This is a genomic window from Pseudoalteromonas luteoviolacea (genome assembly GCF_000814765.1).
Lineage (GTDB): Bacteria > Pseudomonadota > Gammaproteobacteria > Enterobacterales > Alteromonadaceae > Pseudoalteromonas > Pseudoalteromonas luteoviolacea_H.
The window spans coordinates 468542-491489 of the sequence record NZ_JWIC01000010.1 but is presented as its reverse complement, the minus strand read 5'-3'; the positions used below and the strand labels follow the sequence as shown (position 1 = coordinate 491489).

Annotated in this window: 18 protein-coding genes; 11 read left to right on the top strand and 7 right to left on the bottom strand. The window is 44.0% G+C overall.

Annotated features, from left to right (window positions below; all coding sequences use genetic code 11):
* Positions 1 to 2: 2 nt before the first annotated feature.
* The 3 genes from JF50_RS23685 to tolC form a co-directional block, all read right to left on the bottom strand.
* Positions 3 to 611: a TcpQ domain-containing protein gene (locus tag JF50_RS23685; RefSeq protein WP_039611757.1), complete on the bottom strand. Its 609-nt coding sequence runs from the start codon at positions 609 to 611 to the stop codon at positions 3 to 5.
* Positions 612 to 642: 31 nt separating this feature from the next.
* Positions 643 to 1566 (bottom strand): LpxL/LpxP family Kdo(2)-lipid IV(A) lauroyl/palmitoleoyl acyltransferase, encoded by a 924-nt coding sequence (gene lpxL / locus JF50_RS23680; protein ID WP_039611756.1) that lies wholly within the window; start codon positions 1564 to 1566, stop codon positions 643 to 645.
* 125 nt (positions 1567 to 1691) lie between these two features.
* Positions 1692 to 3041: an outer membrane channel protein TolC gene (gene tolC / locus JF50_RS23675; RefSeq protein WP_039611755.1), complete on the bottom strand. Its 1350-nt coding sequence runs from the start codon at positions 3039 to 3041 to the stop codon at positions 1692 to 1694.
* Between the two features lie 211 nt (positions 3042 to 3252).
* Between tolC and JF50_RS23670 the strand changes: the two genes are divergently transcribed.
* The 8 genes from JF50_RS23670 to glsB all read left to right on the top strand — a co-directional run bounded on the left by JF50_RS23670 (position 3253) and on the right by glsB (position 11711).
* Positions 3253 to 3873 carry an NUDIX domain-containing protein gene (locus JF50_RS23670; RefSeq protein ID WP_039611754.1) on the top strand — a complete coding sequence of 207 codons (621 nt, stop codon included), beginning with the start codon at positions 3253 to 3255 and terminating at the stop codon, positions 3871 to 3873.
* A gap of 60 nt (positions 3874 to 3933) precedes the next feature.
* Complete coding sequence (locus tag JF50_RS23665) at positions 3934 to 4371, top strand: DUF1249 domain-containing protein (protein ID WP_039612166.1); 438 nt, start codon at positions 3934 to 3936, stop codon at positions 4369 to 4371.
* Positions 4358 to 5122, top strand: a complete 765-nt coding sequence (locus JF50_RS23660; protein ID WP_039611753.1) for a metallophosphoesterase family protein — start codon at positions 4358 to 4360, stop codon at positions 5120 to 5122. Before JF50_RS23665 ends, JF50_RS23660 begins: the two co-directional genes overlap by 14 nt.
* Positions 5107 to 5664 (top strand): YqiA/YcfP family alpha/beta fold hydrolase, encoded by a 558-nt coding sequence (locus tag JF50_RS23655; protein ID WP_039611752.1) that lies wholly within the window; start codon positions 5107 to 5109, stop codon positions 5662 to 5664. Before JF50_RS23660 ends, JF50_RS23655 begins: the two co-directional genes overlap by 16 nt.
* Before the next feature lie 33 nt (positions 5665 to 5697).
* On the top strand, positions 5698 to 7587 hold the full coding sequence (gene parE, locus JF50_RS23650) for a DNA topoisomerase IV subunit B (protein WP_039611751.1): 1890 nt from the start codon (positions 5698 to 5700) through the stop codon (positions 7585 to 7587).
* Positions 7588 to 7605: 18 nt separating this feature from the next.
* Positions 7606 to 9894, top strand: a complete 2289-nt coding sequence (gene parC, locus JF50_RS23645; RefSeq protein ID WP_039611750.1) for a DNA topoisomerase IV subunit A — start codon at positions 7606 to 7608, stop codon at positions 9892 to 9894.
* A 221-nt stretch (positions 9895 to 10115) separates the two neighbouring features.
* Positions 10116 to 10679: a phosphoribosyltransferase gene (locus JF50_RS23640; RefSeq protein WP_039611749.1), complete on the top strand. Its 564-nt coding sequence runs from the start codon at positions 10116 to 10118 to the stop codon at positions 10677 to 10679.
* A gap of 114 nt (positions 10680 to 10793) precedes the next feature.
* A complete protein-coding gene (gene glsB, locus JF50_RS23635; protein ID WP_039611748.1) occupies positions 10794 to 11711 on the top strand; it encodes a glutaminase B in 918 nt (305 codons plus the stop codon).
* 40 nt (positions 11712 to 11751) lie between these two features.
* Here the strand turns inward: glsB and JF50_RS23630 are convergent, their stop codons facing one another.
* Complete coding sequence (locus JF50_RS23630) at positions 11752 to 13056, bottom strand: inosine/guanosine kinase (RefSeq protein ID WP_039611747.1); 1305 nt, start codon at positions 13054 to 13056, stop codon at positions 11752 to 11754.
* 172 nt (positions 13057 to 13228) lie between these two features.
* Between JF50_RS23630 and tadA the strand changes: the two genes are divergently transcribed.
* Positions 13229 to 13747 (top strand): tRNA adenosine(34) deaminase TadA, encoded by a 519-nt coding sequence (gene tadA / locus JF50_RS23625; protein WP_039611746.1) that lies wholly within the window; start codon positions 13229 to 13231, stop codon positions 13745 to 13747.
* On the opposite strand, the gene JF50_RS27460 is transcribed toward tadA, so the two are convergent.
* Positions 13738 to 13902 (bottom strand): hypothetical protein, encoded by a 165-nt coding sequence (locus JF50_RS27460; protein ID WP_023399498.1) that lies wholly within the window; start codon positions 13900 to 13902, stop codon positions 13738 to 13740. The genes tadA and JF50_RS27460 overlap by 10 nt on opposite strands.
* A 91-nt stretch (positions 13903 to 13993) precedes the next feature.
* Positions 13994 to 15376: a membrane-bound lytic murein transglycosylase MltF gene (gene mltF, locus JF50_RS23620; RefSeq protein WP_052262733.1), complete on the bottom strand. Its 1383-nt coding sequence runs from the start codon at positions 15374 to 15376 to the stop codon at positions 13994 to 13996.
* A 245-nt stretch (positions 15377 to 15621) separates the two neighbouring features.
* On the opposite strand from mltF, the gene purL reads away from it, so the two are divergent.
* On the top strand, positions 15622 to 19506 hold the full coding sequence (purL, locus tag JF50_RS23615) for a phosphoribosylformylglycinamidine synthase (RefSeq protein ID WP_039611745.1): 3885 nt from the start codon (positions 15622 to 15624) through the stop codon (positions 19504 to 19506).
* Positions 19507 to 20099: 593 nt separating this feature from the next.
* Here the strand turns inward: purL and JF50_RS23610 are convergent.
* Entirely contained in the window at positions 20100 to 20906 is an 807-nt protein-coding gene (locus JF50_RS23610) for a DUF5694 domain-containing protein (protein ID WP_039611744.1), read from the bottom strand.
* Positions 20907 to 21466: 560 nt separating this feature from the next.
* Between JF50_RS23610 and JF50_RS23605 the strand changes: the two genes are divergently transcribed.
* Complete coding sequence (locus JF50_RS23605) at positions 21467 to 22801, top strand: hypothetical protein (protein WP_039611743.1); 1335 nt, start codon at positions 21467 to 21469, stop codon at positions 22799 to 22801.
* Positions 22802 to 22948: the final 147 nt, after the last annotated feature.

The following is a 22948-nucleotide window of genomic DNA, read 5'->3' as shown; positions in this document are numbered from 1 at the left end:
AATTAATTGGTTAGACGTCGGCAGTTTTCTCGGACGAACATTGATGGGTTTTCTGTGATCACAGCTGCACGCTGTCGGTGACAGAAAAAGGTGTACACTTCAAATTCGAAGTCGTCATTAATGGCTTTGCCCACTTGGTACAGTGCGCTGACAAAGTCAGAGTCAACTCGGAAATTCTGTTTTACAACGTAATCTTTACTCAGGTACCAAAATAGCTCAATGTCTTCTTGTTTAGCATAATTGGTGAGCACACTTTTTAGAGTATTACCCATCTCAAAACGACGCGGTTGGCTCTCTCCAGTCCACCTTTGATGCGTTGGCTTAACAACGAGCCCACGTTGAGCAAGTGCATCGTCGAGTGGGAAAGTGGGTTTACCAATATCCATCACAAATTTCTCCCGCTCAGTGTCACGTTCATTAACGCGGTTTCTGTAATTCGCGTAAAACTGTGACAAGCCTTGCGCTGCGGCATTTGTCGTCTCCTTGAACTCCATTTTTGGAATATTACCGTATAAAAAATAATACGCAGCCCACACGAGTACCACGCCCAGTGTCAGGTGTCTGGTCCAAAACCACATTGCCGATATACGTTTTTTATTTTTTCTAGCCATTTTATTTTAGTTCGACGTCGTTGTTTAATTTCTAATAATACGAAGGCGCATCTTTATCTGGTCGAGTTTTGAAGCGTCTATGTAACCACATATATTGCTCAGGTGCTTCCATGATCGATTGCTCCATGCGCTGGTTAACCCGTGTGACATCATGGTTTTCATTGTCACTTGGAAACTCAGCCATCGCTGGTTGAATCGTGATGTGGTATTTACCTTGTTTATCACGGAAACCAACTAAGCTCAATGTCTCACACTTTTTACTAGAAGCAAATAGCAGTGTACCTGTGGTTGTTGCTGCATCGGGCACTGCAAAAAACGGTGCAAATTCACAGCGCTTTCTACCATAGTCTTGATCTGGCAAGTAGTAGCATACTTTTTTGTTTTGAAGGGCTTTAAGTAGCCCTTTAACATCGCGCTTGCCGATCAGAAATTCATTAGAGCGAAGACGCCCCTTAGTCATGAAGTATTCCATCAAAGGGTTATTGTGTGGGCGATAAAAGCCGATACCTTGTGTGTGTGTGCCAAGTACTCTTCCTAACATTTCTAGGTGTAACATATGGGGCACAAGCAGCAAAACGCCTTTGCCGTTTTTATTTGCGGCTTCAAAATGTTCTAATCCTGATATAGAGCCCACTGCGCGCTTGATACGCCACTCAGGCCACCACCAAGCCATTCCCGTCTCGAAAGTTGCAATACCGGTATTTTCCATGTTTTTTAATACCATGGCGCTGCGCTGTTGGGCATCCATGTCGGGGAAACAAAGCTTAAGATTCACTTCGGCAATTTTACGGCGCTTCTTTAAAAAGCGATGCACGAGTCTGCCCAGCAGTCGACCCAGCATAAACTGTACACTTTGGGGTAACCAAGAGAGTGAATATAAAATGATAACACCTATCCAAGTTAGCCAGAACTTAGGTGCCAAAAATTGCAGTTTAAATGTTGGATTGTGGACCAAGTGAGATGCTCTCGTACAGCTTTAAAAGAGCGTAGTTTATCGATAACTTCTGTGATGCTCAAGTGGCGGGGAGGAATGGAGGGAAATATCAGACCAGCGAAGAGCTGATCTGATAAACATGGTGTTTAAAGTGTTGCTTGAAGGCCTTTGTTGATTGCCTCTAAGTCTGCGCGACTCAATTCGCCCGATGCTTGCTTCAATTGTAGCGTTGAGATGATATATTGATATCGCAAGTTGGCTAAGTTTTTCTTTGCGCTATACAGGTTACGTGTGCTCACCAGTACATCTACAATTGTACGAGTACCTACTTCAAAACCAGCTTCCGTTGCTTGCAATGCACTTTCAGCTGAAACAACTGCTTGCTCTAGGGCACGGTATGTTGCAACGTTTGACATCACTTGGTTATAAGATGTGATGACTGAGCGGGTCACGTTACGCATGGATGCTTCCAAATCTTCACTTGCAGCAACATAAAGTGCTCTCGCTTGATCAGTTGCAGCCACGGTGCGACCACCAGAATAGATTGGTACACTTAAGTCTAAGCGAATATTTGTTGTGTCACCGCGTGGCGCAAGCTCTCTGTTTGGAGAGTTAGTGAGCGTATCTCCATGAGTCGCTGTCAGAGCGAGTGTTGGATAGTGGCCTGCTTGTGCTAAATCAATTTGATCTTCCGCTACTTCTAATGACGCTTTTGCAACTTGAAGTGCTAAGTTTTTCTCTTTTGCAATATCAATGAAGCCATCTGACTTTCTGTTCGGTTTTACTGTAGAAAACTTGTCAGTGTTTAGTGCGCTCAGCTTAGAGTGGTACTTACCAGTGATAGTACGAAGTGTTTCACGGGCAGTTTCAACATCATTCTGTGCCACGATTTCATTCGCCACAGATTGGTCAAACTGAGCCTGTGCTTCATGGACATCCGTGATCGCCGTCAACCCTACTTCATAACGCTGTTTTGTTTGCTCAAGTTGACGTTCAATGGCACGTTTTTCAGCTTGGACAAACTCTAAATTATCAAGTGCACTTAGTACGTCAAAATAACCTTCAGCAATGCGTACAATCAAATTTTGCTTTTCTTGTTCGTATTGGGTTAAAGATTGCATTGCGCGTTTTTCTGCAATGGATAAGCTTTCCCAGATACCCATGTTAAAAATGGTTTGGTTCAGTGTGAGTGTGCGACCGAATGAATCATTCCAGCTGTCCGTCACTTGGTAGCCAGTTGCATCATTTTGTGTGGCAGGCGCACCAGTCGTGTCTGTGTCAGAGTAGCTGAAGCTCAAGTTTAAAGACGGTAGAAGTTCACCAAGTGCACTGTCTTGGGCATACTTTTGTGCGTCTGCATTTGCTTTTGCGCGTAAAACAGCAGGATCATTTGCAGTGGCAATATCGTATACTTGTAGTAAGTCTTCTGCGTTAGCGGCATTGCTTGACAAAGCACAGCTCAAGCCAACCAGCATAGATAAAATGGTTTTTTTCATTATTTGTGCAGTCCTTAGACAATTTTGATGTCAGCATGTTACCTTGTTTTAAAACAAAATCCCAACGGCTAAAAAGAGATAAAGGCAAAACAAGTGTAACAGAATATAATACTTAGTAAGTTCACATGGTAAGTATATTCACGTTAATTAAGAGCGATATGGGGATAAAATAGCCTAGATTAAACCCCTTTTGATGAATGTAGGATGAAATATGAAAGAAATTAGCCAATACAATCGAGAGCATGTGATGTTAAAGGCATCACCGAATCAGGTATTGTATGATGGTTTTTTCAAAATTGAAGAATATGTGTTTGAACATGCATTGTTTGAAGGCGGGGTAAGTGAGCCGATACGTCGTGAAATACTTGAACGAGGGCATGCGGTGGCAGTATTGCCATATGATCCGGTTAGCGATCAGGTTCTGTTAATTGAGCAGATCCGGATTGGTGCATTGGCGACGAAAGACACGCCTTGGTTATTAGAGTGTATTGCGGGCATGGCTGAAGGCAGTAAAGACTTGGAAGCGATTGCGCGCAAAGAGGCGCAAGAAGAAGCGGGGTTGGATTTGGGTGAGTTGCATTATATGCGTTCTTATTTGTCTAGTCCCGGCGGTACAACTGAGCGTTTATATTTGTATCTTGCACACGTCAATTTGCGTGACTATCAAGGCGGGACCTTTGGCTTGCCGGAGGAGGGAGAGGACATTAAAACACATGTACTGTCATTTGATGATGCTATGAGTAGATTGGAAACTGAGGAAATAGATAACGCTGCCACGGTGATTAGTCTACAATGGTTAGCGCTAAACAAATCAAAACTGTCATTTAAGTAGTAAACGGGAGTCGTTTTGTCTGACTTGATCCACCAAAACAAGCGTAATGAAAAAGCGCGTATGAGCGGTTATGTACAGTCCTTGCCTAAGTACATCACATTGTGTGAACGTAACTATTTACGTGCACTCAAAGTGTTGCCTGAAGAGGTAATTGGTGCGTGTCGTCAGATTAAGATAGGTTCTATGGACTTTTTCATTGCCGTTGAAGCAGTAGAAAAGTACACAACGGACATTAAAGTGACTCAGCAGCATAATTTGAGCAACCACCTCGGTCAGTTTCAGTTAGCTGTGAGACTTTATCATGATGCTAAAGTTGCTGAGGTCGTTCAGCATAATTATCATCAGCGCGTTAAACCTTCGTATAGATACCCAAACCCAAGCATGCACCACAAAGATGAAAAGTATCAACTTAATGCTTTTTTAGGCGATTGGTTAGTTGCCTGTGTTGAAAATGGTCGTGTACCGTTAGACTGGGATGTAAATAATGGCATGGTTTAATGCAAGATTTGAATTTAACCAATCGCAGTTAAAGCTCGCTCACATTACGGATACGCACCTGTTTGAACAGAGTAATGGGGAATACTTTTCAGTCAATACAGCCGAGCATTTCACGCGTGTGTTGGCAGATTTGGCGTTACAAAATCTAGATGCAGTTATTTTTGGGGGGGATCTTACTCAGGATCATACTTTTGCTTCTTATCAGCTGTTTGCTCGTTTAATTGATGAGTCTGCACTGACATGTCCCGTTTTTTGGCTGCCAGGTAATCACGATGATATTGGCTATTTAAATGAAATAAGCCAGGGACAAATTATATCGGCGAAAAAGATTAGCTTTGCATTAGGTCAAGTACTCTTACTGGATAGTAAAGGGCCGACTCCCTCAGGGTGGGTTAGTGAAGCACACTTAGAAGAAGTAACAGGTCAGTGTGTCGTGCCAAGTCTGGTTTTTTGTCACCATAACCCACTTGCTATTCAAGGCTATTTGGATAAGCACATGCTGGAAAATGGTCCACAATTACTCAATCGTTTAGTCGACTCGCAAAATGTTATCGCGCTCTTTCATGGCCATGTACACAATGAGTACGTCTTTAGATTTAGAGAACTGCCTGTATACGCCACCCCCGCGACCTCCATCCAGTTTAAGAAATTTACAAATGATTGGCAGCAAGAAAATCCCGGTGCAGGGTATCGCATAATTAACTGGTCAGAAGGCGGGGTGCAGACAGAGGTAAAATGGCTAACAAAGTAATCTATATTCACGGTTTCAATAGTTCAGAAAAGTCATTTAAGGCCCAGCAACTGGGGGAATATTTTAAAGACCGTTGTGAATACCTTGTTCCTCGGTTACATTATGATCCGCGCGTTGCAATACTTCAGTTGGAAAGTATGATTGATGATGAGTGTGCGCTGGTGGGCAGTTCTTTGGGTGGTTTTTTTGCCACATACTTATCACAAACGTTTAATTTACGCGCGGTAGTGGTCAATCCGGCAGTGCGACCGGACAAATTACTATGGGATTACCTTGGTCCTCAGTATAATCCCTATCAAGAATTGAATTATGAACTTACAATAGAGCATATGAGTGCATTGCAGCGCATGTATATTGCAAAGCCATCAATGCCAAGTAATCTTTTACTATTGCAGCAAACAGCAGATGAAGTATTACCTTATCAAGAGGCTGTGAACTATTACCGAGACTGCCCATCAATAATAGAGTTTGGTGGTGACCATAGTTTCGTCGGCTTTGAGAGGCACTTTAGCCGCATTGCCAACTATCTTAAAATTAAATAAAACAGTTAGAACTAAAATTAGTCAGTAGCATTTATGAGTCAGCAAAATTATAACGCAGAAGCCATTGAGGTGTTGAATGGCTTAGAGCCGGTTAAACGCCGCCCTGGGATGTACACAGACACCACTAGACCCAATCATTTGGGCCAAGAAGTTATTGATAACAGTGTCGATGAAGCGCTGGCAGGGTATGCAAGCAAAATTGACGTGATTTTGCATGAAGATAACTCATTGCAAGTGATTGACGATGGCCGAGGCATGCCTGTGGATGTGCACCCTGAAGAAGGCATCCCTGGTGTTGAGCTGATCCTGACTAAGCTCCATGCGGGTGGTAAATTTTCAAATAAAAACTATCAGTTTTCCGGTGGTTTGCACGGGGTAGGTATTTCCGTTGTGAACGCACTGTCTACCCGTGTAGAAGTGACGGTTAAGCGAGATGCTCAGCAATATGAAATCGCATTTGAAAACGGTGATAAAGTACAAGATCTAGAAGTCACTGGCAGCGTGGGTAAACGCAATACCGGTACTTCTGTGCAATTTTGGCCAGATGCGAGCTACTTCGACTCTGCTAATTTCTCTTTGACCAAGCTAAATCATTTACTTAAGGCCAAAGCTGTTTTATGCCCAGGTTTACGTATCCGTTTTATCAATAAACAAACCAAAGAGACGCAAGAATGGCATTATGAGTCTGGCTTAGAAGACTATTTAAGCGACAGCGCTAAAGATTTAGAGGTGCTGCCTAAGTCTCCATTTACAGGCAGCTTTAGCGGCTCGACAGAAGGGGTTGATTGGGCGCTACATTGGTTGCCAGAAGGCGGTGAGTCCATTGCTGAAAGTTATGTGAATCTGATCCCAACTGCACAGGGCGGTACGCATGTGAATGGCTTAAGGCAAGGTTTGTTGGAAGCAATGCGAGAGTTCTGTGAATTTCGTAACTTGTTACCAAGAGGCGTAAAGCTTACGCCAGATGATGTTTGGGATAAATGTAGTTACGTTTTATCTGTTAAAATGCAAGATCCTCAATTTGCTGGTCAAACCAAAGAAAAACTGTCGTCGCGTTCATGCGCAACGTTTGTCTCAGGAATAGTGAAAGACGCATTCAGTTTATGGCTTAATGAGCACACTGAAACGGCGGAACTGTTGGCTGAGTTGTGCATCAGCAACGCACAAAAACGTTTACGTGCAGCAAAAAAAGTGGTGCGTAAAAAGGTCACCAGTGGACCGGCGCTGCCTGGTAAGCTCACCGATTGTTCGGGCAGTGAAACAGAGCGCTCTGAGATATTTTTAGTAGAGGGTGACTCAGCGGGTGGGTCAGCCAAACAAGCACGTGACAGAGAATTTCAAGCCATTATGCCATTGCGTGGTAAAATCTTAAACACGTGGGAAGTGGACTCGGGTCAAATTCTTGCCTCGCAAGAAGTGCATGATATTTCTGTTGCGCTTGGTATCGACCCTGATTCAACAGATCTATCGACGTTACGTTATGGCAAGGTATGTATTCTTGCCGATGCGGACTCTGATGGACTGCACATTGCAACGCTGTTGTGTGCGTTGTTTGTTAAGCACTTCCCAACCTTAGTACAGGCAGGTCATGTGTATGTTGCCATGCCACCGCTCTTTAGAATCGATGTTGGCAAAGAAGTCTTTTACGCCCTGGATGAAGATGAAAAACGGGGCATTTTAGATCGTATTGAAGCTGAGAAGAAACGCGGCAAAGTGAATGTACAGCGCTTTAAAGGCTTGGGTGAAATGAACCCAATGCAACTACGTGAAACGACAATGGACCCGAATACTCGTCGCTTGGTTCAGCTTACACTAGATGAGCAAGAGCAAACATTAGAAATGATGGATATGCTGTTGGCGAAAAAGCGCTCTGGTGACAGAAAGGCTTGGTTAGAGCAACATGGCGATAAAGCCGAGGTATAACAAGAAGTAAGGTGAGTCATGACTGATCCACAGGCCCTCTCTTTACAGGGCATAGAACAATTACCTATGGGGCGTTTTACTGAAGACGCCTACTTAAATTATTCCATGTATGTGATCATGGACCGAGCATTGCCACATATTGGTGATGGCCTCAAGCCTGTGCAGCGTCGTATTGTGTATGCGATGAGCGAATTGGGCTTATCAGCTGCTGCAAAATATAAAAAGTCAGCACGTACAGTCGGTGATGTACTAGGTAAATACCATCCACATGGCGACAGTGCGTGTTACGAAGCCATGGTATTAATGGCACAGCCATTCTCTTATCGTTACCCTTTGGTCGATGGTCAAGGTAACTGGGGGGCTGCTGACGACCCTAAATCATTTGCGGCAATGCGTTATACAGAAGCGCGCTTGTCTAAATTCTCTGAGGTATTGCTCAAAGAGCTGGGGCAAGGTACAGTGGATTGGGTGCCTAACTTTGACGGCACAATGAAAGAGCCGCAAGTATTACCTGCAAGACTGCCACACATCTTATTAAATGGGGTCACTGGTATCGCCGTTGGTATGGCGACGGACATTCCGCCACACAATGTCAATGAATTAGCTTCTGCTTGTTGTATGTTGCTAGACAAGCCAAAAACAACGCTAGAAGAGTTGTTAGAAGTTGTTCAAGCGCCAGATTATCCGACTGAAGCGGAAATTATCACACCTAAAGACGATATTCGTAAAATCTACACCACGGGTCGTGGCTCAATTAAGATGCGTGCAGTGTTCCATGAAGAGCAGGGCGAAATTGTTATTACAGCGCTGCCTCATCAAACATCAGGTGCAAAAGTGCTGGAGCAAATTGCAGCGCAAATGACCGCGAAGAAGCTGCCTATGGTAGCAGATTTACGTGATGAATCAGACCATGAAAATCCGACGCGTATTGTCGTCGTGCCTCGCTCCAATCGGGTGAAGTCTGAGCCGTTGATGGCGCACTTGTTTGCGACCACAGATCTTGAGAAAAACTACCGTGTAAACCTCAATATGATCGGGCTAGATGGCCGCCCTCAGGTTAAAGATCTACAACAAATTTTATCTGAGTGGTTGATCTTCCGTCGTGAGACAGTACGCAGACGTTTGCAATATCGCCTAGATAAAGTCTTAGCGCGTTTGCATATTCTAGAAGGCTTGATGATCGCCTTTTTGAATATTGATGAAGTGATTGAAATCATTAGAAATGAAGATGATCCAAAAGCGGAGCTTATAAAACGTTTTGGTTTATCAGAAACACAAGCTGAAGCCATTTTGGATCTGAAACTTCGTCACTTGGCGAAGCTTGAAGAGATGAAGATCCGCGGTGAGCAAGACGAGCTGAGCAAAGAGCGTGACAAGCTTGAACTTACTTTAGGCTCAGAGCGTCGCATGTCGACTTTGATGAAAAAAGAAATTCAAGAAGCGGCAGAGTTATATGGTGATGAAAGGCGTTCACCTGTGATTGAACGTCAAGAAGCGAAAGCACTGAGTGAAAAAGACTTAATTCCATCTGAAGCCGTTACAGTGGTGTTATCTGAAAAGGGCTGGGCGCGTTTCGCAAAAGGTCATGACATCGATGCTGAAGGCTTAAATTATCGTTCAGGGGACAGCTATAAGGCATCAGCTAAAGGTAAGAGTAATCAGCCAGCAGTCTTCTTGGATAGCTCAGGCCGTGCGTTTGCCACTGATGCGCATAGTTTGCCATCGGCAAGAAGCCAAGGTGAGCCTATGACTGGGCGCTTTAACCTCGCAGCGGGCGTGAACTTTGAACATGTCGTGATGGGTGAGGAGCAAGAACTTTATTTAATGGCAACCGATGCAGGTTATGGCTTTATTGCTGAATTTAATGATTTAGTCAGTAAAAACAAAAACGGTAAAGCATTGGTTAGTATTCCTAAGGGTGCTGAACTCATAGCGCCAATCTCAGTGAATGATGTTGCCACTGATCGTTGTATGGCGATTTCTAATGAAGGGCGCATGTTACTATTCCCACTCAGAGACTTACCGAAACTTGCCAAGGGTAAAGGTAATAAAATCATCTCAATTCCAAGTGCTAAGGTACAGGCAAGAGAAGAGTTTGTTAAGGTGCTCGCTGTGGTACCAGATGGGCGTGCAGTGACGCTGTATGCAGGTAAGCGTAAATTAACGCTCAAGAACTCTGACTTAGAGCACTACTTTGGTGAGCGCGGGCGTCGTGGAAATAAATTACCTCGAGGTCTACAACGCGTTGATAACTTTGAAATTGAGTTAATTGAACAAGACGACTCAGAAGTAGATACGCCAGAATAATACAGTGGTGAGCGGGCTTTGCCCGCTCACGATTTAATCATCGCTAATCATCTTTCGACTATTTTTCATTTCAACGTCTTTTTTCCGTCATTTTGTCGTAAAAACTCTGATGTACCGCAAGCAATTTCTACCCGACTCAGCTAGAATACACGGTTATAAGTTATTCTTGTTCAGAGTGACACATGATCAGGTGCCACTCGCACTGACAATACGGGGTTTTTATGTCTGATAAGTGCTATATCACGGCGCAACAGCTACTAGAGGATTCATTTCGTTTAGCGGCTCAAGTGTATGAAGATGGGTTTCGTCCGGATTTTATCATCGGTATTTGGCGAGGTGGTGCGCCAATTGGTATCGCTGTGCAAGAGTACTATGATTACAAAGGCATAGAAACTGACCATATCGCAGTGCGTACATCTTCGTACTATGGGATTGGCAAGCAGTCGAAAGAGATCAAAGTTCACGGTCTGCACTACATCATAGAAAATGCTAATGCAGGTGACTCTTTATTGATTGTTGACGATGTATTTGATTCTGGCCGCAGTATTTTTGCGTTAAAAGAAAAGCTAGAAGAGCTAATGCGTCTAAACTTGCCTAAAGATATACGTGTGGCTTGTCCATACTATAAACCAGCAAACAAAAAAGTGCCGATGACGCCAGACTACTATATTCATGAGTCTGATGAGTGGCTAGTATTCCCACATGAGTTATCAGGCTTAACGCCTGATGAGTTAATTGAGGGCAAGTCAGACTTGGCAAATATTAAAGATTTGTTTGCCAAATAAGTCATTACTTATTTTATGAAAAGCCGTTGAAAACGCCGTTTTCAACGGCTTTTTTATGGCCGGGTGATAGCGCTTTTGTTACACTCCGCTCATTGTGATTTTTGCATTTTTACTATGACAGACTATCAATCTATTTTAGAGCGCACAGTGCGACATGTTCAGCCTTTGTTACACCATGGTAAGGTCGCTGATTACATTCCAGCCCTTGCAGAGCAGCAGTTAGGTCAGTTTGCTATTGCGATCCAAACACAAAATGGTGAGACATTTAGTGCGGGCGACTGTGAGGCTAAATTTACTGTGCAGTCAGTCTCAAAAGTGATGACCCTGACATTAGCACTACAGCGCTATGGTGATGACTTATGGCAAAGGGTAGGGAAGGAGCCTTCTGGCACTGCATTTAACTCATTAACACAGTTAGAGTTTGAAAATGGCATTCCAAGAAATCCTTTTATCAATGCCGGCGCGATAGTCACGTGTGATGCACTTTACTCGCGTTTAAGCGCGCCTATTCACACCATGTTAGAAAGTTACCGAATGCAAACCGGTAACCCTAAGCTGGGTGTCAACAAAGTAGTTGCACAGTCAGAATTTGAACACCGTTATCGCAATGCAGCGATGGCTTACCTGATGAAGTCGTTTGGTAACTTCAATAATGAAGTTGAAGAAGTGCTTTGGTCTTATTTTAACTTCTGTGCGATTGAATTGAATGCTGCGGAATTGGCGAAGTGCTTTTCATATTTATCCAATGGTGGTGTATGCACGCAAACACAGCAGCAAATTTTACCAGCCAAACAGATAAAACAGCTTAACTCATTGTTATTTACCAGTGGGTTGTATGATGCTGCGGGCGACTTTGGTTATCGAGTTGGTATGCCAGGAAAGTCGGGTGTATCTGGTGCCATTATTGCTGTAGTACCGGGTCGTTTTACGATAGCTGTTTGGTCACCTGGTCTTGATAAAGTGGGAAATTCAGTTGCAGGAATTGCCGCGTTAGAGTTTCTTGCTGAAGAGCTCGGAACAGCCATTTTCTAACGCAGCACAGTTTGCGCACACTACATGTGCGCAAATCAATTTATTGATCCCAGTAAGATTGCTCTAAAGAATCTTCTCTTTCTGGTAAACCACGAGATAATCGCGGTGAATGCTGCACCAGTACCTCAAAGCTTGCGCGGTTTGCATATTTGCTGATCTGTGCAAGTGAAGAATAGGTAATTGCAGCTTGCTCGTGCTTAGCAGAATTTGGCACGTTCAAACGATGGTAAACGTTAGCTGACAAATCATGCAATACCGCAGCGAGTGCACAGTCCCCCGCACCATTGGTGTTTTTAATGGTGTCTGGACCACCCATGTATGGTGCTGTATGGCTATATACACGAATTGGCTTATCACAGTGAGACTTACGCATTGCGCGCGAGAATTCATAGCGGTTAAATTCAGGAATAGCACCTGGCAGTAGCGGGTATTCGGTTTCACGCTTCATGCTATCTTCCACATAACCTGCCATATACAAGCCTGTTGGGCCTGCTGTACAGATCACTAAATCAACCCAGTCAAGTGCTTTATCTGCCGCCATCAGTGGGTCATCAAAGCCTGTGATAGCTTCGCCTTCTTCCTCGTTCATCGCGAGAATATCAACGTGTTTTTCGACAAATTTAGCCCACCACTGCGGATCTTGTTCAATTAAGAACTTGGTACCTAAAGTGAGTACAACTGGTACGCCTGCTTTGTTAGCATATTCTACCGCTTGCATGGTTGCTTGTGTCATTGTCTCATCGCCTTTGGTACGCATGAGATACGCACTGATCACCAAGGCAGATGCGTTTTCGATCAATGATTGGCTAATTGACTCTGGGCGCAAGTAGTTCATTAAACCTGCACTGATAGCAAAGGTACGCTCACCGCTATCATCAATCAGTGTGAAGCAACGGCCAATGGGACCTGCAACTGGCTGAAGGTGGTCTAGATCGACGCGGCTTGATGTATTACATAAAAACTTATATGCATAGCTGCCGATTTCAATACTTTCACTCATAACACCCAATAGCACTGAGCGATCGTCAGCCAGTACTGAATAGTTGTGCATGGTGTTGCCAATGGTGCCGCCAGCAAATTCGTAGTCAATCATGTCATCACGTTTTAAACGCTCATAAAGCGCATTGGTGACATCATTGTCTATGACTTGTGACATACCACGCTGCAGGTGGAATTCATCCAAAAAAGCTTGGTCGACTTTCGCTTCGATGTCGACAACGATTTGGTCGATGCCGCAAATATAGTTACGCTTCAAGCGATCTTCAGCATTTAAGTGGTTGATAAGTGGGTCCTTATCTTCCACAGGAAAATAATGCTTATGCCTACGGTGTCCCGGAAATTTCATGTTTTACCCGTGTGTTTTGAGCTCATTAAATAAAAAAAGCGGCGAATTATAGCCTAATTTTATATTGGTGAGCCATGGTAATTTGGTAATTTTAGCAATAATTCTGTAACCAAGGGGTTTCTACAGCGCAAGCTGGTATACTAGGCTTCATAGTTACTCTGTTAATTTTAGTATGAATAACCAAGAATTAGACGAATATTGGATGCGACAAGCACTGGCATATGCTGACAAAGCAGAGGCAGAGAATGAAATTCCTGTTGGAGCTGTGATTGTGCAAGATGGTGAACTGATTGCTGCGGGCTGGAACCGCTCAATTGGTTGCCACGACCCATCTGCACATGCAGAAATGATGGCTATCCGTGAAGCGGGCAAGCAAGTGAAAAATTATCGTTTAGTCGATTGTACCTTATATGTCACGCTGGAGCCGTGCCCAATGTGCGCAGGGCTGTTGGTACATAGCCGAGTTAAACGTGTGGTTTTTGGTGCGCATGACGCTAAAACTGGCGCGGCAGGGTCGGTCATGAACTTATTACAAGAACCGCAATTAAATCATCAGCCAGAGGTGTGCTCAGGCGTACTTGCTCAGGAGTGCAGTGAAAAGTTATCAAACTTTTTTAGGCGTAGAAGAAAAGAGCACAAGGCTGCGAAAAAAGCGCGAAAATTGCAAAGTAATAATGCGGCTCAAGATTGAGCCGTTTTAGCATCTGCGGCAAGCTGTAATAAAGAGTAGATACGGCGGCGCAGGAGAATTTTCTTATGTATGTTTTTTAGCATGACACGGCGGCGATTTGGGTTCGTGTTACGAGTATTGCGCTTAAATTGATGAGTTCGACGTCTTCTTAACATCAGAACCTCCTTACTGTGAGAGAAAAACTTTACGCATGACAGAGATACCTGCTTTATATGACAGGCTTATGACAACGAGACTAGGATGCCGTTAATTACCGGAACTGAAAGGAAGCGCTCCGTTTTCGTCTAACCAGACCAGAGCGTCGAAGTAGCGGCGTATATTATCGACATAATGTACAGCAACATCGCCACGCGCATATCCATATCTTGTACTTCGATAGTAGCGTTTTTTAGTCAGCAGTGGTAGTCGTTTTTTAACATCTGCCCAACTATTCGGATTGCCACCTTGTTGTTTTGTCAGTTTTAATGCATCTCTGACATGCCCCATACCTACGTTATACGCAGCTAAGGCCAACCAAGTTCTGTCTGGATCTGATACGCCCTCAGGCACCCGTGAAATTAAGTTCGCAAGGTATTTTGCGCCGCCACGGATGTTTTGTTCCGGTTTAAGTCTGTGTTTAACACCAACACGCTTGGCTGTACTTTGAGTCAGCATCATAATGCCACGAACGCCGGTGGGTGATTTTGCTCTGGGGTTCCACATAGACTCTTGATAACTCAGCGCTGCCAGTAGTCGCCAGTCTACATTATATTTCTGTGCATATTCGATAAACCATGGCGCGTATTGAGGCAGTACAGTTTTGCTTGCTTCGACAAACGCCACAGTATTCACGTAATTGAACTGCTCGACATGACCAAAGTACTTTTCTTCTAAAGCGGCAAGCTGGTTGTTACTTTGTATCTTGGCAAAAAATGGCAGCAGCAAAGCATAGAGAGAGTCATCATTATGCTTTTTCATCACCCAAGCGATAGGATCGGATTGGGTGACAGAAAACGCAATGCTGAGGTTGGGGTGATAACGCCGAAAGAGTGCCAGCGAGTGAGAGTCAACGATGGTGTATTCAATGTCACCTGATAAAATACCTTGTAGTAGTTCTTCTTGATCTAAGGCTTGGGTCGTTTGCCATTGTAGCGCAGGATAATCTTGTTTCGCCGCCTGTAACGAAAGTACGTGATGGCTATTGGCAAGTACTGTGACAGGCCCTGATAATTGGCCATAGTGTCGAGGGCGCTTTTTTCCTTGCTTGTACACCAGCTTTTGACTGATATCTCGATAAAAAGGGCCAAAACGAAAATGTTCGGCGCGCTTTGGATGGTAACTGATCCCTGAGGCAATGATGTCTATATCGCCTCGTTTTAATTGTTCAAAGAGCTTTGCTAAGTTGAAAAATGGAATGATGTTAAGGTGGACGTTGAGCTCATCGGCAAACATACCCGCCAATTCATATTCGAAGCCTTCTTCCTCGTTGTTGCCCTGATAATAGGTCGCAGGGCCGACCAAAATCCCAACATTCAATGTCCCCCTGTTTTTGATCTGTTGAAGTTGATTTGGAGGCGCTTTGTCACAGCCAACGAGCAAGAGAAAAAATATTACAATGCTTAATAAACCCTTTAGCTTGTTTTGTATCATGCTTTTTCCATATATGAACTTTATTAAGTTATGTGTTAATTCTTTGAGATACATTGTGTTTGCACGCGATGTGGGTGTGCACTAAAAGCAAAATCAAACTTTTAATCGTATGCTCTCAAGTATATACCTATTTGTGAAGCGGGTTTTTTTCGATAAATGACAATTTTGAGTTAAATCTGTGCGTCAATTCGACTATAATGGCGGCCCAAAATATCGTTCAATCCTTAACCCCGGATGAAATATCTATGTTAATCCTACGTGGTGCACCTGCACTTTCTGATTTTAAAGTCCAAAAGATCCTTAAAAGCTGCGCGGATGCAGAGTTACCTGTTACAGGCGTATATGCTGAATTTATGCATTTTGCGGATGTAACAGCTGACCTTTCAGAGACAGAACTCGACAAGCTAAGCAAGTTATTAAAGTATGGGCCTACCGCCGTCGAGCACAAGCCTGAGGGAACACTTATTTTAGTGACGCCTCGCATTGGAACTATTTCTCCATGGGCTTCAAAAGCAACTGACATCGCGAACAACTGCGGTCTAGATAAGGTTCACCGTGTTGAGCGTGGTATCGCTTACTATGTTGAGGGCGCACTAAGCGCAGAGCAATTAGTGGATGTGGCTAAGTTACTTCATGACCGCATGACAGAGTCTGTACACAGCAACTTAGAAGATGCTGGACAGTTATTCCGTGTTGAAGAGCCGCGCCCAATGTCATCTGTTGACATTCTTGGCGGTGGCCGTGAAGCACTTGCAACAGCAAACGTTGAGCAAGGCTTTGCATTAGCGGACGACGAAATTGACTACCTTGTAGAAAACTTTACAAAGCTAGGTCGTAACCCGAACGACATCGAGCTATTCATGTTCGCACAGGCGAACTCTGAGCACTGTCGTCACAAAATTTTCAACGCCGATTGGACAATCGACGGTGAAGAGCAGCCTAAGTCGCTGTTTAAAATGATCAAGAATACTTACGAGACGCACCCTGAAAATGTCCTGTCTGCCTATAAAGATAACGCAGCGGTTATGAAGGGGTCTAAAGCGGGTCGTTTCTTCCCAAATAAAGAAGGCGAGTACAGCTACAATCAAGAAAACATTGAAATCTTGATGAAGGTTGAAACGCATAACCACCCAACTGCAATCGCACCATTCTCAGGCGCATCGACAGGCTCTGGTGGTGAAATCCGTGACGAAGGTGCAACAGGCCGTGGCTCTAAGCCAAAAGCAGGCCTAGTTGGTTTTACTGTATCTAACCTTCGCATTCCTGGCTTTGAGCAGCCATGGGAAACAAATTTCGGCAAGCCAGGTCGCATCGTTGATGCATTAGATATCATGATTGACGGCCCACTAGGTGGTGCAGCGTTTAACAACGAATTTGGTCGTCCTAATCTACTTGGTTATTTCCGTACTTACGAAGAAAAAGTTAACAGCCACAACGGTGAAGAGGTACGTGGTTACCATAAGCCAATTATGCTGGCAGGTGGTCTTGGTAACATTCGTACTGAGCATGTTCAAAAAGGTGAAATCCCAGTTGGCGCTAAGCTAGTAGCCCTTGGTGGTCCTGCGATGAACATCGGTCTGGGTGGTGGTGCTGCATCATCAATGGCATCTGGTCAGTCAAACGAAGACCTAGACTTTGCTTCTGTACAGCGTGAAAACCCAGAGATGGAGCGTCGTTGTCAGGAAGTTATCGACAAATGTTGGCAGTTAGGTGATGAAAACCCAATCGCATTTATCCACGATGTGGGTGCGGGTGGTCTTTCAAACGCATTCCCTGAGCTAGTTGACGACGGTGGCCGTGGTGGTAAATTTCAACTACGTAACATCCCGAACGATGAGCCGGGTATGGCACCACATGAGATCTGGTGTAACGAATCACAAGAGCGTTACGTATTGGCAGTAGCGGCAGAAGACTTCGCACGTTTTGAAGAAATCTGTAAGCGTGAACGTGCACAGTACGCTGTAATTGGTGAAGCAACAGAAGAGCGTCACCTAACCGTTGCAGACAGCCACTTTGATAACAACCCAGTAGATCTTCCACTTGAAGTACTACTAGGTAAAGCACCTAAGATGCACCGTGACGTTGAGTCAAAGCAAGTATCTGGTGAAGCACTTAAAACAGAGAGCATCGACGTAGAAGAAGCTGCTAAGCGTTTGCTTCGTCTACCGACTATCGCTGAGAAAACATTCCTTATCACCATCGGTGACCGCACGGTGACAGGTCTTGTTGCACGTGACCAAATGGTTGGTCCTTGGCAGGTACCAGTAGCAAACTGTGCTGTAACAGCAGCTGCGTTTGATACTTATCACGGTGAAGCCATGTCAATGGGTGAGCGTACACCTGCGGCACTTCTAAACTATGGTGCATCTGCACGTTTAGCAGTAGCAGAAGCGCTAACGAACATTGCTGGCGCAAACATTGGTGGCCTTGAGAACATCAAGCTATCTGCAAACTGGATGGCTGCAGCAGGTCACCCAGGTGAGGACGCGGGTCTTTACGAAGCGGTTAAAGCTGTTGGTGAAGAGCTATGTCCAGCACTTGGTCTAACTATCCCAGTTGGTAAAGACTCAATGTCGATGAAGACTAAGTGGGAAGAGAATGGTGAAAACAAAGAAGTTACCGCGCCACTTTCTCTTGTGATCACTGCATTTGGCCGTGTAGAAGACATCCGTAAAACAGTCACGCCTCAGCTTCGCACTGATAAAGGTGACTCAAGCCTGATCCTAGTTGATTTAGGTGCAGGTCAAAACCGCATGGGTGCATCAAGCCTTGCACAGGTTTACAAGCAACTTGGTGATAAGACGCCTGATGTTGATAGCCCAGAGCTATTAAAAGGTTTCTACAACGCGATGCAAGCATTAGTAGCTGACGAGAAGTTACTTGCTTACCATGACCGTTCAGACGGTGGTTTATTCACAACTGTCGCTGAAATGGCATTCGCAGGTCGCACAGGTGTGACTGTCAACCTTGATAGCCTAACAGGCTCTGACATCGAAGCGCTTTACAACGAAGAGCTAGGTGCAGTGATTCAGGTTCGCAACGACGACCTTGCAGCTGTTGAAGCTATTTTGGCTGACAACGGCCTTGGTGCAATCAGTCACACTATCGGTGCGCTAAACGCTGAAGACAAAGTTATCTTCAACCGTGGCGGCGAAGCAGTACTTGCAAATACACGTACTGAACTACGTACTATTTGGGCTGAAACGACGTACAAGATGCAAGCACTTCGTGATAACCCAGAGTGTGCTAAGCAAGAATTTGATGCAAAATTTGACGAAAAAGATCCAGGTCTTAACGTAAAACTAAGCTTCGATCTGAACGAAGACGTAGCTGCACCTTACATTGCAACAGGTGCCAAGCCTAAGATGGCAATCCTTCGTGAGCAAGGTGTTAACTCGCACGTTGAAATGGCAGCGGCATTTAACCGTGCAGGCTTTGCAGCAGTTGACGTTCACATGAGTGACATCCTTGAAGGTCGCTTAACGCTAGAAGAGTTCAAAGGCCTTGTAGCATGTGGTGGTTTCTCTTACGGTGACGTACTAGGTGCTGGTGAAGGTTGGGCTAAGTCAATCTTATTCAATGACATGGCACGCGACCAGTTCCAAACATTCTTTGAGCGTCAAGATACGTTCAGCTTAGGTGTGTGTAACGGCTGTCAAATGCTATCAACTCTAAAAGAGCTTATCCCAGGTACTGAGCACTGGCCACGTTTTGTAACTAACAAGTCGGAGCGTTTTGAAGCACGTTTCAGCCTTGTTGAAGTACAAGAAAGCCCGTCAGTATTCTTCCAAGGTATGGCTGGTTCTCGCATGCCAATCGCGGTATCTCACGGTGAAGGTCACGCTGAGTTTGCAAACGACGCAGCAGTGAAAGCTGCACTAGAGTCTGGCACAGTCGCAGTTCAGTACGTTGATAACTTTGGTCAGCCGACTACGCAATACCCGAACAACCCGAATGGTTCACCTGAAGGTATTACTGGTATTACATCCACTGATGGTCGTGCAACAGTGATGATGCCGCACCCTGAGCGTGTATTCCGTGCAGTGGCTAACTCTTGGCACCCGGATGAATGGAAAGAAGACAGCCCGTGGATGCGTATGTTCCGCAATGCACGTAAAAACGTGGGTTAATTGAGTAATATATTACTCTAAAGAAAAGGTCGCGAAAGCGGCCTTTTTTGTTATTTGAGAAAGCTAACTCTTGGCAGCGATACCTTTGATAAGAGTGGATCGATCATAGCCCATGGATGCGTATGTTCCGTAACGCACGTAAGAACTTGGGTTAATTGAGTAATATATTACTCTAAAGAAAAGGTCGCGAAAGCAGCCTTTTTTGTTATTTGAGAAGGCTAACTCTTGGCAGCGATACCTTTGATAAGTGTGGAAAGAGGACAGCCCATGGATGCGTATATTTCGCAATGCACGTAAAAACGTGGGTTAATTGAGTAATATATTACTCTAAAGAAAAGGTCGTGAAAGCGGCCTTTTTGGTTTTTGAAGAAGGCTAACTCTTGGTAGCGATGCCTTTGATAAGAGTGGAACGACGACAGCCTTATTTTGGAGTTAATAGGTTTAGCTTTGTTAAATTAGCTCATTTAACCTTGTGTAAAAGTACTCGCTGTTTCGCAGCCTGTATTTTGCACTAAATAAAATTTATGCATAATGGGTGTATCGCTATTGCGACTTGCAGTAATGGCTGAGTGTGTCAGCCATTACATTAATTACTATTTAATATATTCAGTGACATCCACCGCTTGACGCTCAGCGTCTAACTTTAAAAAGTCTTTAAATATTGATGTGTGGCCTTGACCGCCGATCACTAACACGCGTTCGCCCGGTTGGGCATATTGTTGAATATTGGCATACATGCGGAAGTTTCTGTGCCACCAACTGGCGGCGGCATCTGCGCCCTCGAATCCTTTTCCAGCTCCCACATGGTTGGTTTTAAAGTATAAAGACTTATTGAGGTTGTCCCATTCAGTACTGTTACTGATAAGTAGTAGCTCTTTTAATGACTTGGTCATTTGGTTGTGTTCCATTTTTTGGGTGAGCTGAGCAATAAATGCCCCAAAACGCTTTTGCGTATTGGCGTCATGTTGTGCCATGTACTCAAACAAAGGTTTAGATTGCCAGTGGATTTCTTGCTCATCGTATAAATACACATGGCTCAGGCCTGCATGTTTGGCGACTCTAAATCCCAGTTGGTAGATTTCATTACTTTTTAAAGTAAATTGCCCTTGTAAGTATTGCGTATATTCCTGCTGAGTTTGCTCTTGATACTTTTTATTATATTCAAGTAGCACCACTGTTGGTTTAAAGTCACTGATCCGCTTAGCGAGTGCCTCTAAATAGCTTTGGTTTTCGGGTGTCATAACATTAATTTGTTTGGTTTTTACGGTATCTGCTTGCGGGTTTGCAAAGTGAAATACACCCATGAGCATGAGTTGCGCGGGATCTGGTTGTGTTGGCTCTTTAGCCATGATTGAAAATGACTGTAACAGGGCAATGATACACAGAGTGATTTTTTTCATTTTTATATCTCCAAAGAAACGCCTAAAACAGATGAGTAAGGCGGTTTTAAAACATAGCGATCTGCGTGAATTAATAGTTAAATTAGGTACTAATCAGCATAATATAATTGATTCTTATACGCATTCATATGTTTCGGTTGTTGAAATAATGTCAGGTTGGCTAGGAGAGAGTTGTAAATATTGTGTTTGCAAGTGCTGTCTGCATTGATGGTGTGCTGTTATTGATATAGTCACTTAAGGTTTACGATGACCGTGTATCTGAGTTGGCGTGACCTTTTTGGCAAGATCGGGTCAACGATCGATCATAAAATATATCATTGTTATTTCAGACAAAAATATCACCCCTTTTTGTGGCTTCTGTCGTTATATCTGTCAGAGAAGCAAAAGCATATTAAAAGCACCTCGAACTACATGCTCAGGAGCAAACGAGGTCTGTCATATCTAGCGTCCCCGATAAACATAATCATAAGATGCGGATCTGAGTTTATCATTCGCTTAGTTCAGGATAAATTGACCAAGCTTTTCAATCGCTAAGATTCATAATAAAAAAGGAAGAAGCAATGACGAGACTGTTATACCCCACTTTAGCTGCGTCAATCACACTTGCGCTGGCTGCCTGTGGCGGATCTTCAGGTGGGAATAATACTGTTCAGGCAGCAAACCAAACCCAACAAACTAACACAGAGGGCGCTGAGCAAGTTAACAAGACTGAAGCACAAACAATTACTTTAAGAGCAGAGTCTGAAGAATGTTGGCGTTATCAACCTAAGCAAGTTGATATTGTATTTCACGATGAGAATGGGGCATCGTTAGGCGCTGCTCAAACTGACTTAAACGGTAATTTCTCAGGAGAACTTCCAGTAGGTACAAAGCACCTTTCTGTGATTGGTGAAGTGGACGACAGTGTTGACGGTGAGTACAAGTATATCCGCACAGAACTGGATATTGAACATCGAGAGAACTTAGGGACTTATTATTTTAGAACATCTAAGGAGTGCAGTTGTGAGATGTATAAAGTGGATGATTCGGATTTAACCTTAACGCAAAACGGATACTACCTTCTTTCTAATAGCACCTTGCCATCCAATGGTAACATAGCGGTGTGTGACGGCAGTGAAACGCTATATTTAGCGGCGATTTCACGTGAACATAACGATGCAAAAGCGGCGGTTATTTCATTGCCAGATAGCCCGCAAACGATCAAAATTTCTGACGCGGACTTTGTTCATCATGGCGTGACAGTGGACAAACAGATCAGTGATACAGCCCAAGTAATAGGTGCTTTTGGTGCTGCATCAGACGCATCTTCATTGGTATTTAATCAAAGACAAACAACCGATGAAACGATGCCGTTATATATTTTCCCTGATGCAGTGGAGCACAGTTACTACCACCAAATAGAGTTCAAGCAAACCACGACAGAGGTGGCTCAATTTAAGGTATGGACATCAGCTAGAAGCAAAGCAAACACAGAACATGAGTTCGGCGAGAATGAAATACCCCTGTTATCTGGAAGTTTGAATGACGAGATACTGGGTGTGTCTGGTCGAGAAAACGCGACGTATGATTTCAGTACAATAAATGGTGATTTGACCCGCGTTGAGTTTAGATATAGCTATTTGGTCAGTGACAATGCTGAGACACGCTATGACTGGCAGATCAATGGTGGAGTTAAAGGGACTATCCCACAGTTGACCTTTGGAAATGTGTTTAAACTACCAGAAGAAGATACAAAGTTGGAAGAGTTCGGTGCATACCTATACGGGTATCTAGGTAACGAAACTGACAACGAGACATATGCGAAGTTGTTAGACGTTATCGCAAAGGGAGAGTCTCGACATCGGGCCGAATTTAACAACCTTATTTATACGAGGGCGTTAGTCGAGTTTGACTAATACAGCAAAAGGTCACTAAGGTGGCCTTTTTTGCTCTTTGACGGTCATTTAAAATCTTATGTGAGTGAGATAACTATCTGTTTAAAAATCAAAATATATATAGAGTTAACGGTATCACTATAACTTTTGCTAATTTTACAACTTCTT

Excerpts from the sequence above, each read along its gene's own strand:
- JF50_RS23660 (WP_039611753.1), top strand. The coding sequence starts at position 4,358 with ATGGCATGGTTTAATGCAAGATTTGAATTTAACCAATCGCAGTTAAAG.
- JF50_RS27460 (WP_023399498.1), bottom strand. The coding sequence starts at position 13,902 with ATGTTAAGAAGACGTCGAACTCATCAATTTAAGCGCAATACTCGTAAC.
- JF50_RS23630 (WP_039611747.1), bottom strand. The coding sequence starts at position 13,056 with ATGAAATTTCCGGGACACCGTAGGCATAAGCATTATTTTCCTGTGGAA.
- JF50_RS23610 (WP_039611744.1), bottom strand. The coding sequence starts at position 20,906 with ATGAAAAAAATCACTCTGTGTATCATTGCCCTGTTACAGTCATTTTCA.
- parC (WP_039611750.1), top strand. The coding sequence starts at position 7,606 with ATGACTGATCCACAGGCCCTCTCTTTACAGGGCATAGAACAATTACCT.
- tadA (WP_039611746.1), top strand. The coding sequence starts at position 13,229 with ATGAATAACCAAGAATTAGACGAATATTGGATGCGACAAGCACTGGCA.
- JF50_RS23670 (WP_039611754.1), top strand. The coding sequence starts at position 3,253 with ATGAAAGAAATTAGCCAATACAATCGAGAGCATGTGATGTTAAAGGCA.
- JF50_RS23640 (WP_039611749.1), top strand. The coding sequence starts at position 10,116 with ATGTCTGATAAGTGCTATATCACGGCGCAACAGCTACTAGAGGATTCA.
- JF50_RS23655 (WP_039611752.1), top strand. The coding sequence starts at position 5,107 with ATGGCTAACAAAGTAATCTATATTCACGGTTTCAATAGTTCAGAAAAG.
- JF50_RS23665 (WP_039612166.1), top strand. The coding sequence starts at position 3,934 with ATGAGCGGTTATGTACAGTCCTTGCCTAAGTACATCACATTGTGTGAA.
- purL (WP_039611745.1), top strand. The coding sequence starts at position 15,622 with ATGTTAATCCTACGTGGTGCACCTGCACTTTCTGATTTTAAAGTCCAA.
- JF50_RS23605 (WP_039611743.1), top strand. The coding sequence starts at position 21,467 with ATGACGAGACTGTTATACCCCACTTTAGCTGCGTCAATCACACTTGCG.
- JF50_RS23685 (WP_039611757.1), bottom strand. The coding sequence starts at position 611 with ATGGCTAGAAAAAATAAAAAACGTATATCGGCAATGTGGTTTTGGACC.
- tolC (WP_039611755.1), bottom strand. The coding sequence starts at position 3,041 with ATGAAAAAAACCATTTTATCTATGCTGGTTGGCTTGAGCTGTGCTTTG.
- mltF (WP_052262733.1), bottom strand. The coding sequence starts at position 15,376 with ATGATACAAAACAAGCTAAAGGGTTTATTAAGCATTGTAATATTTTTT.
- parE (WP_039611751.1), top strand. The coding sequence starts at position 5,698 with ATGAGTCAGCAAAATTATAACGCAGAAGCCATTGAGGTGTTGAATGGC.
- glsB (WP_039611748.1), top strand. The coding sequence starts at position 10,794 with ATGACAGACTATCAATCTATTTTAGAGCGCACAGTGCGACATGTTCAG.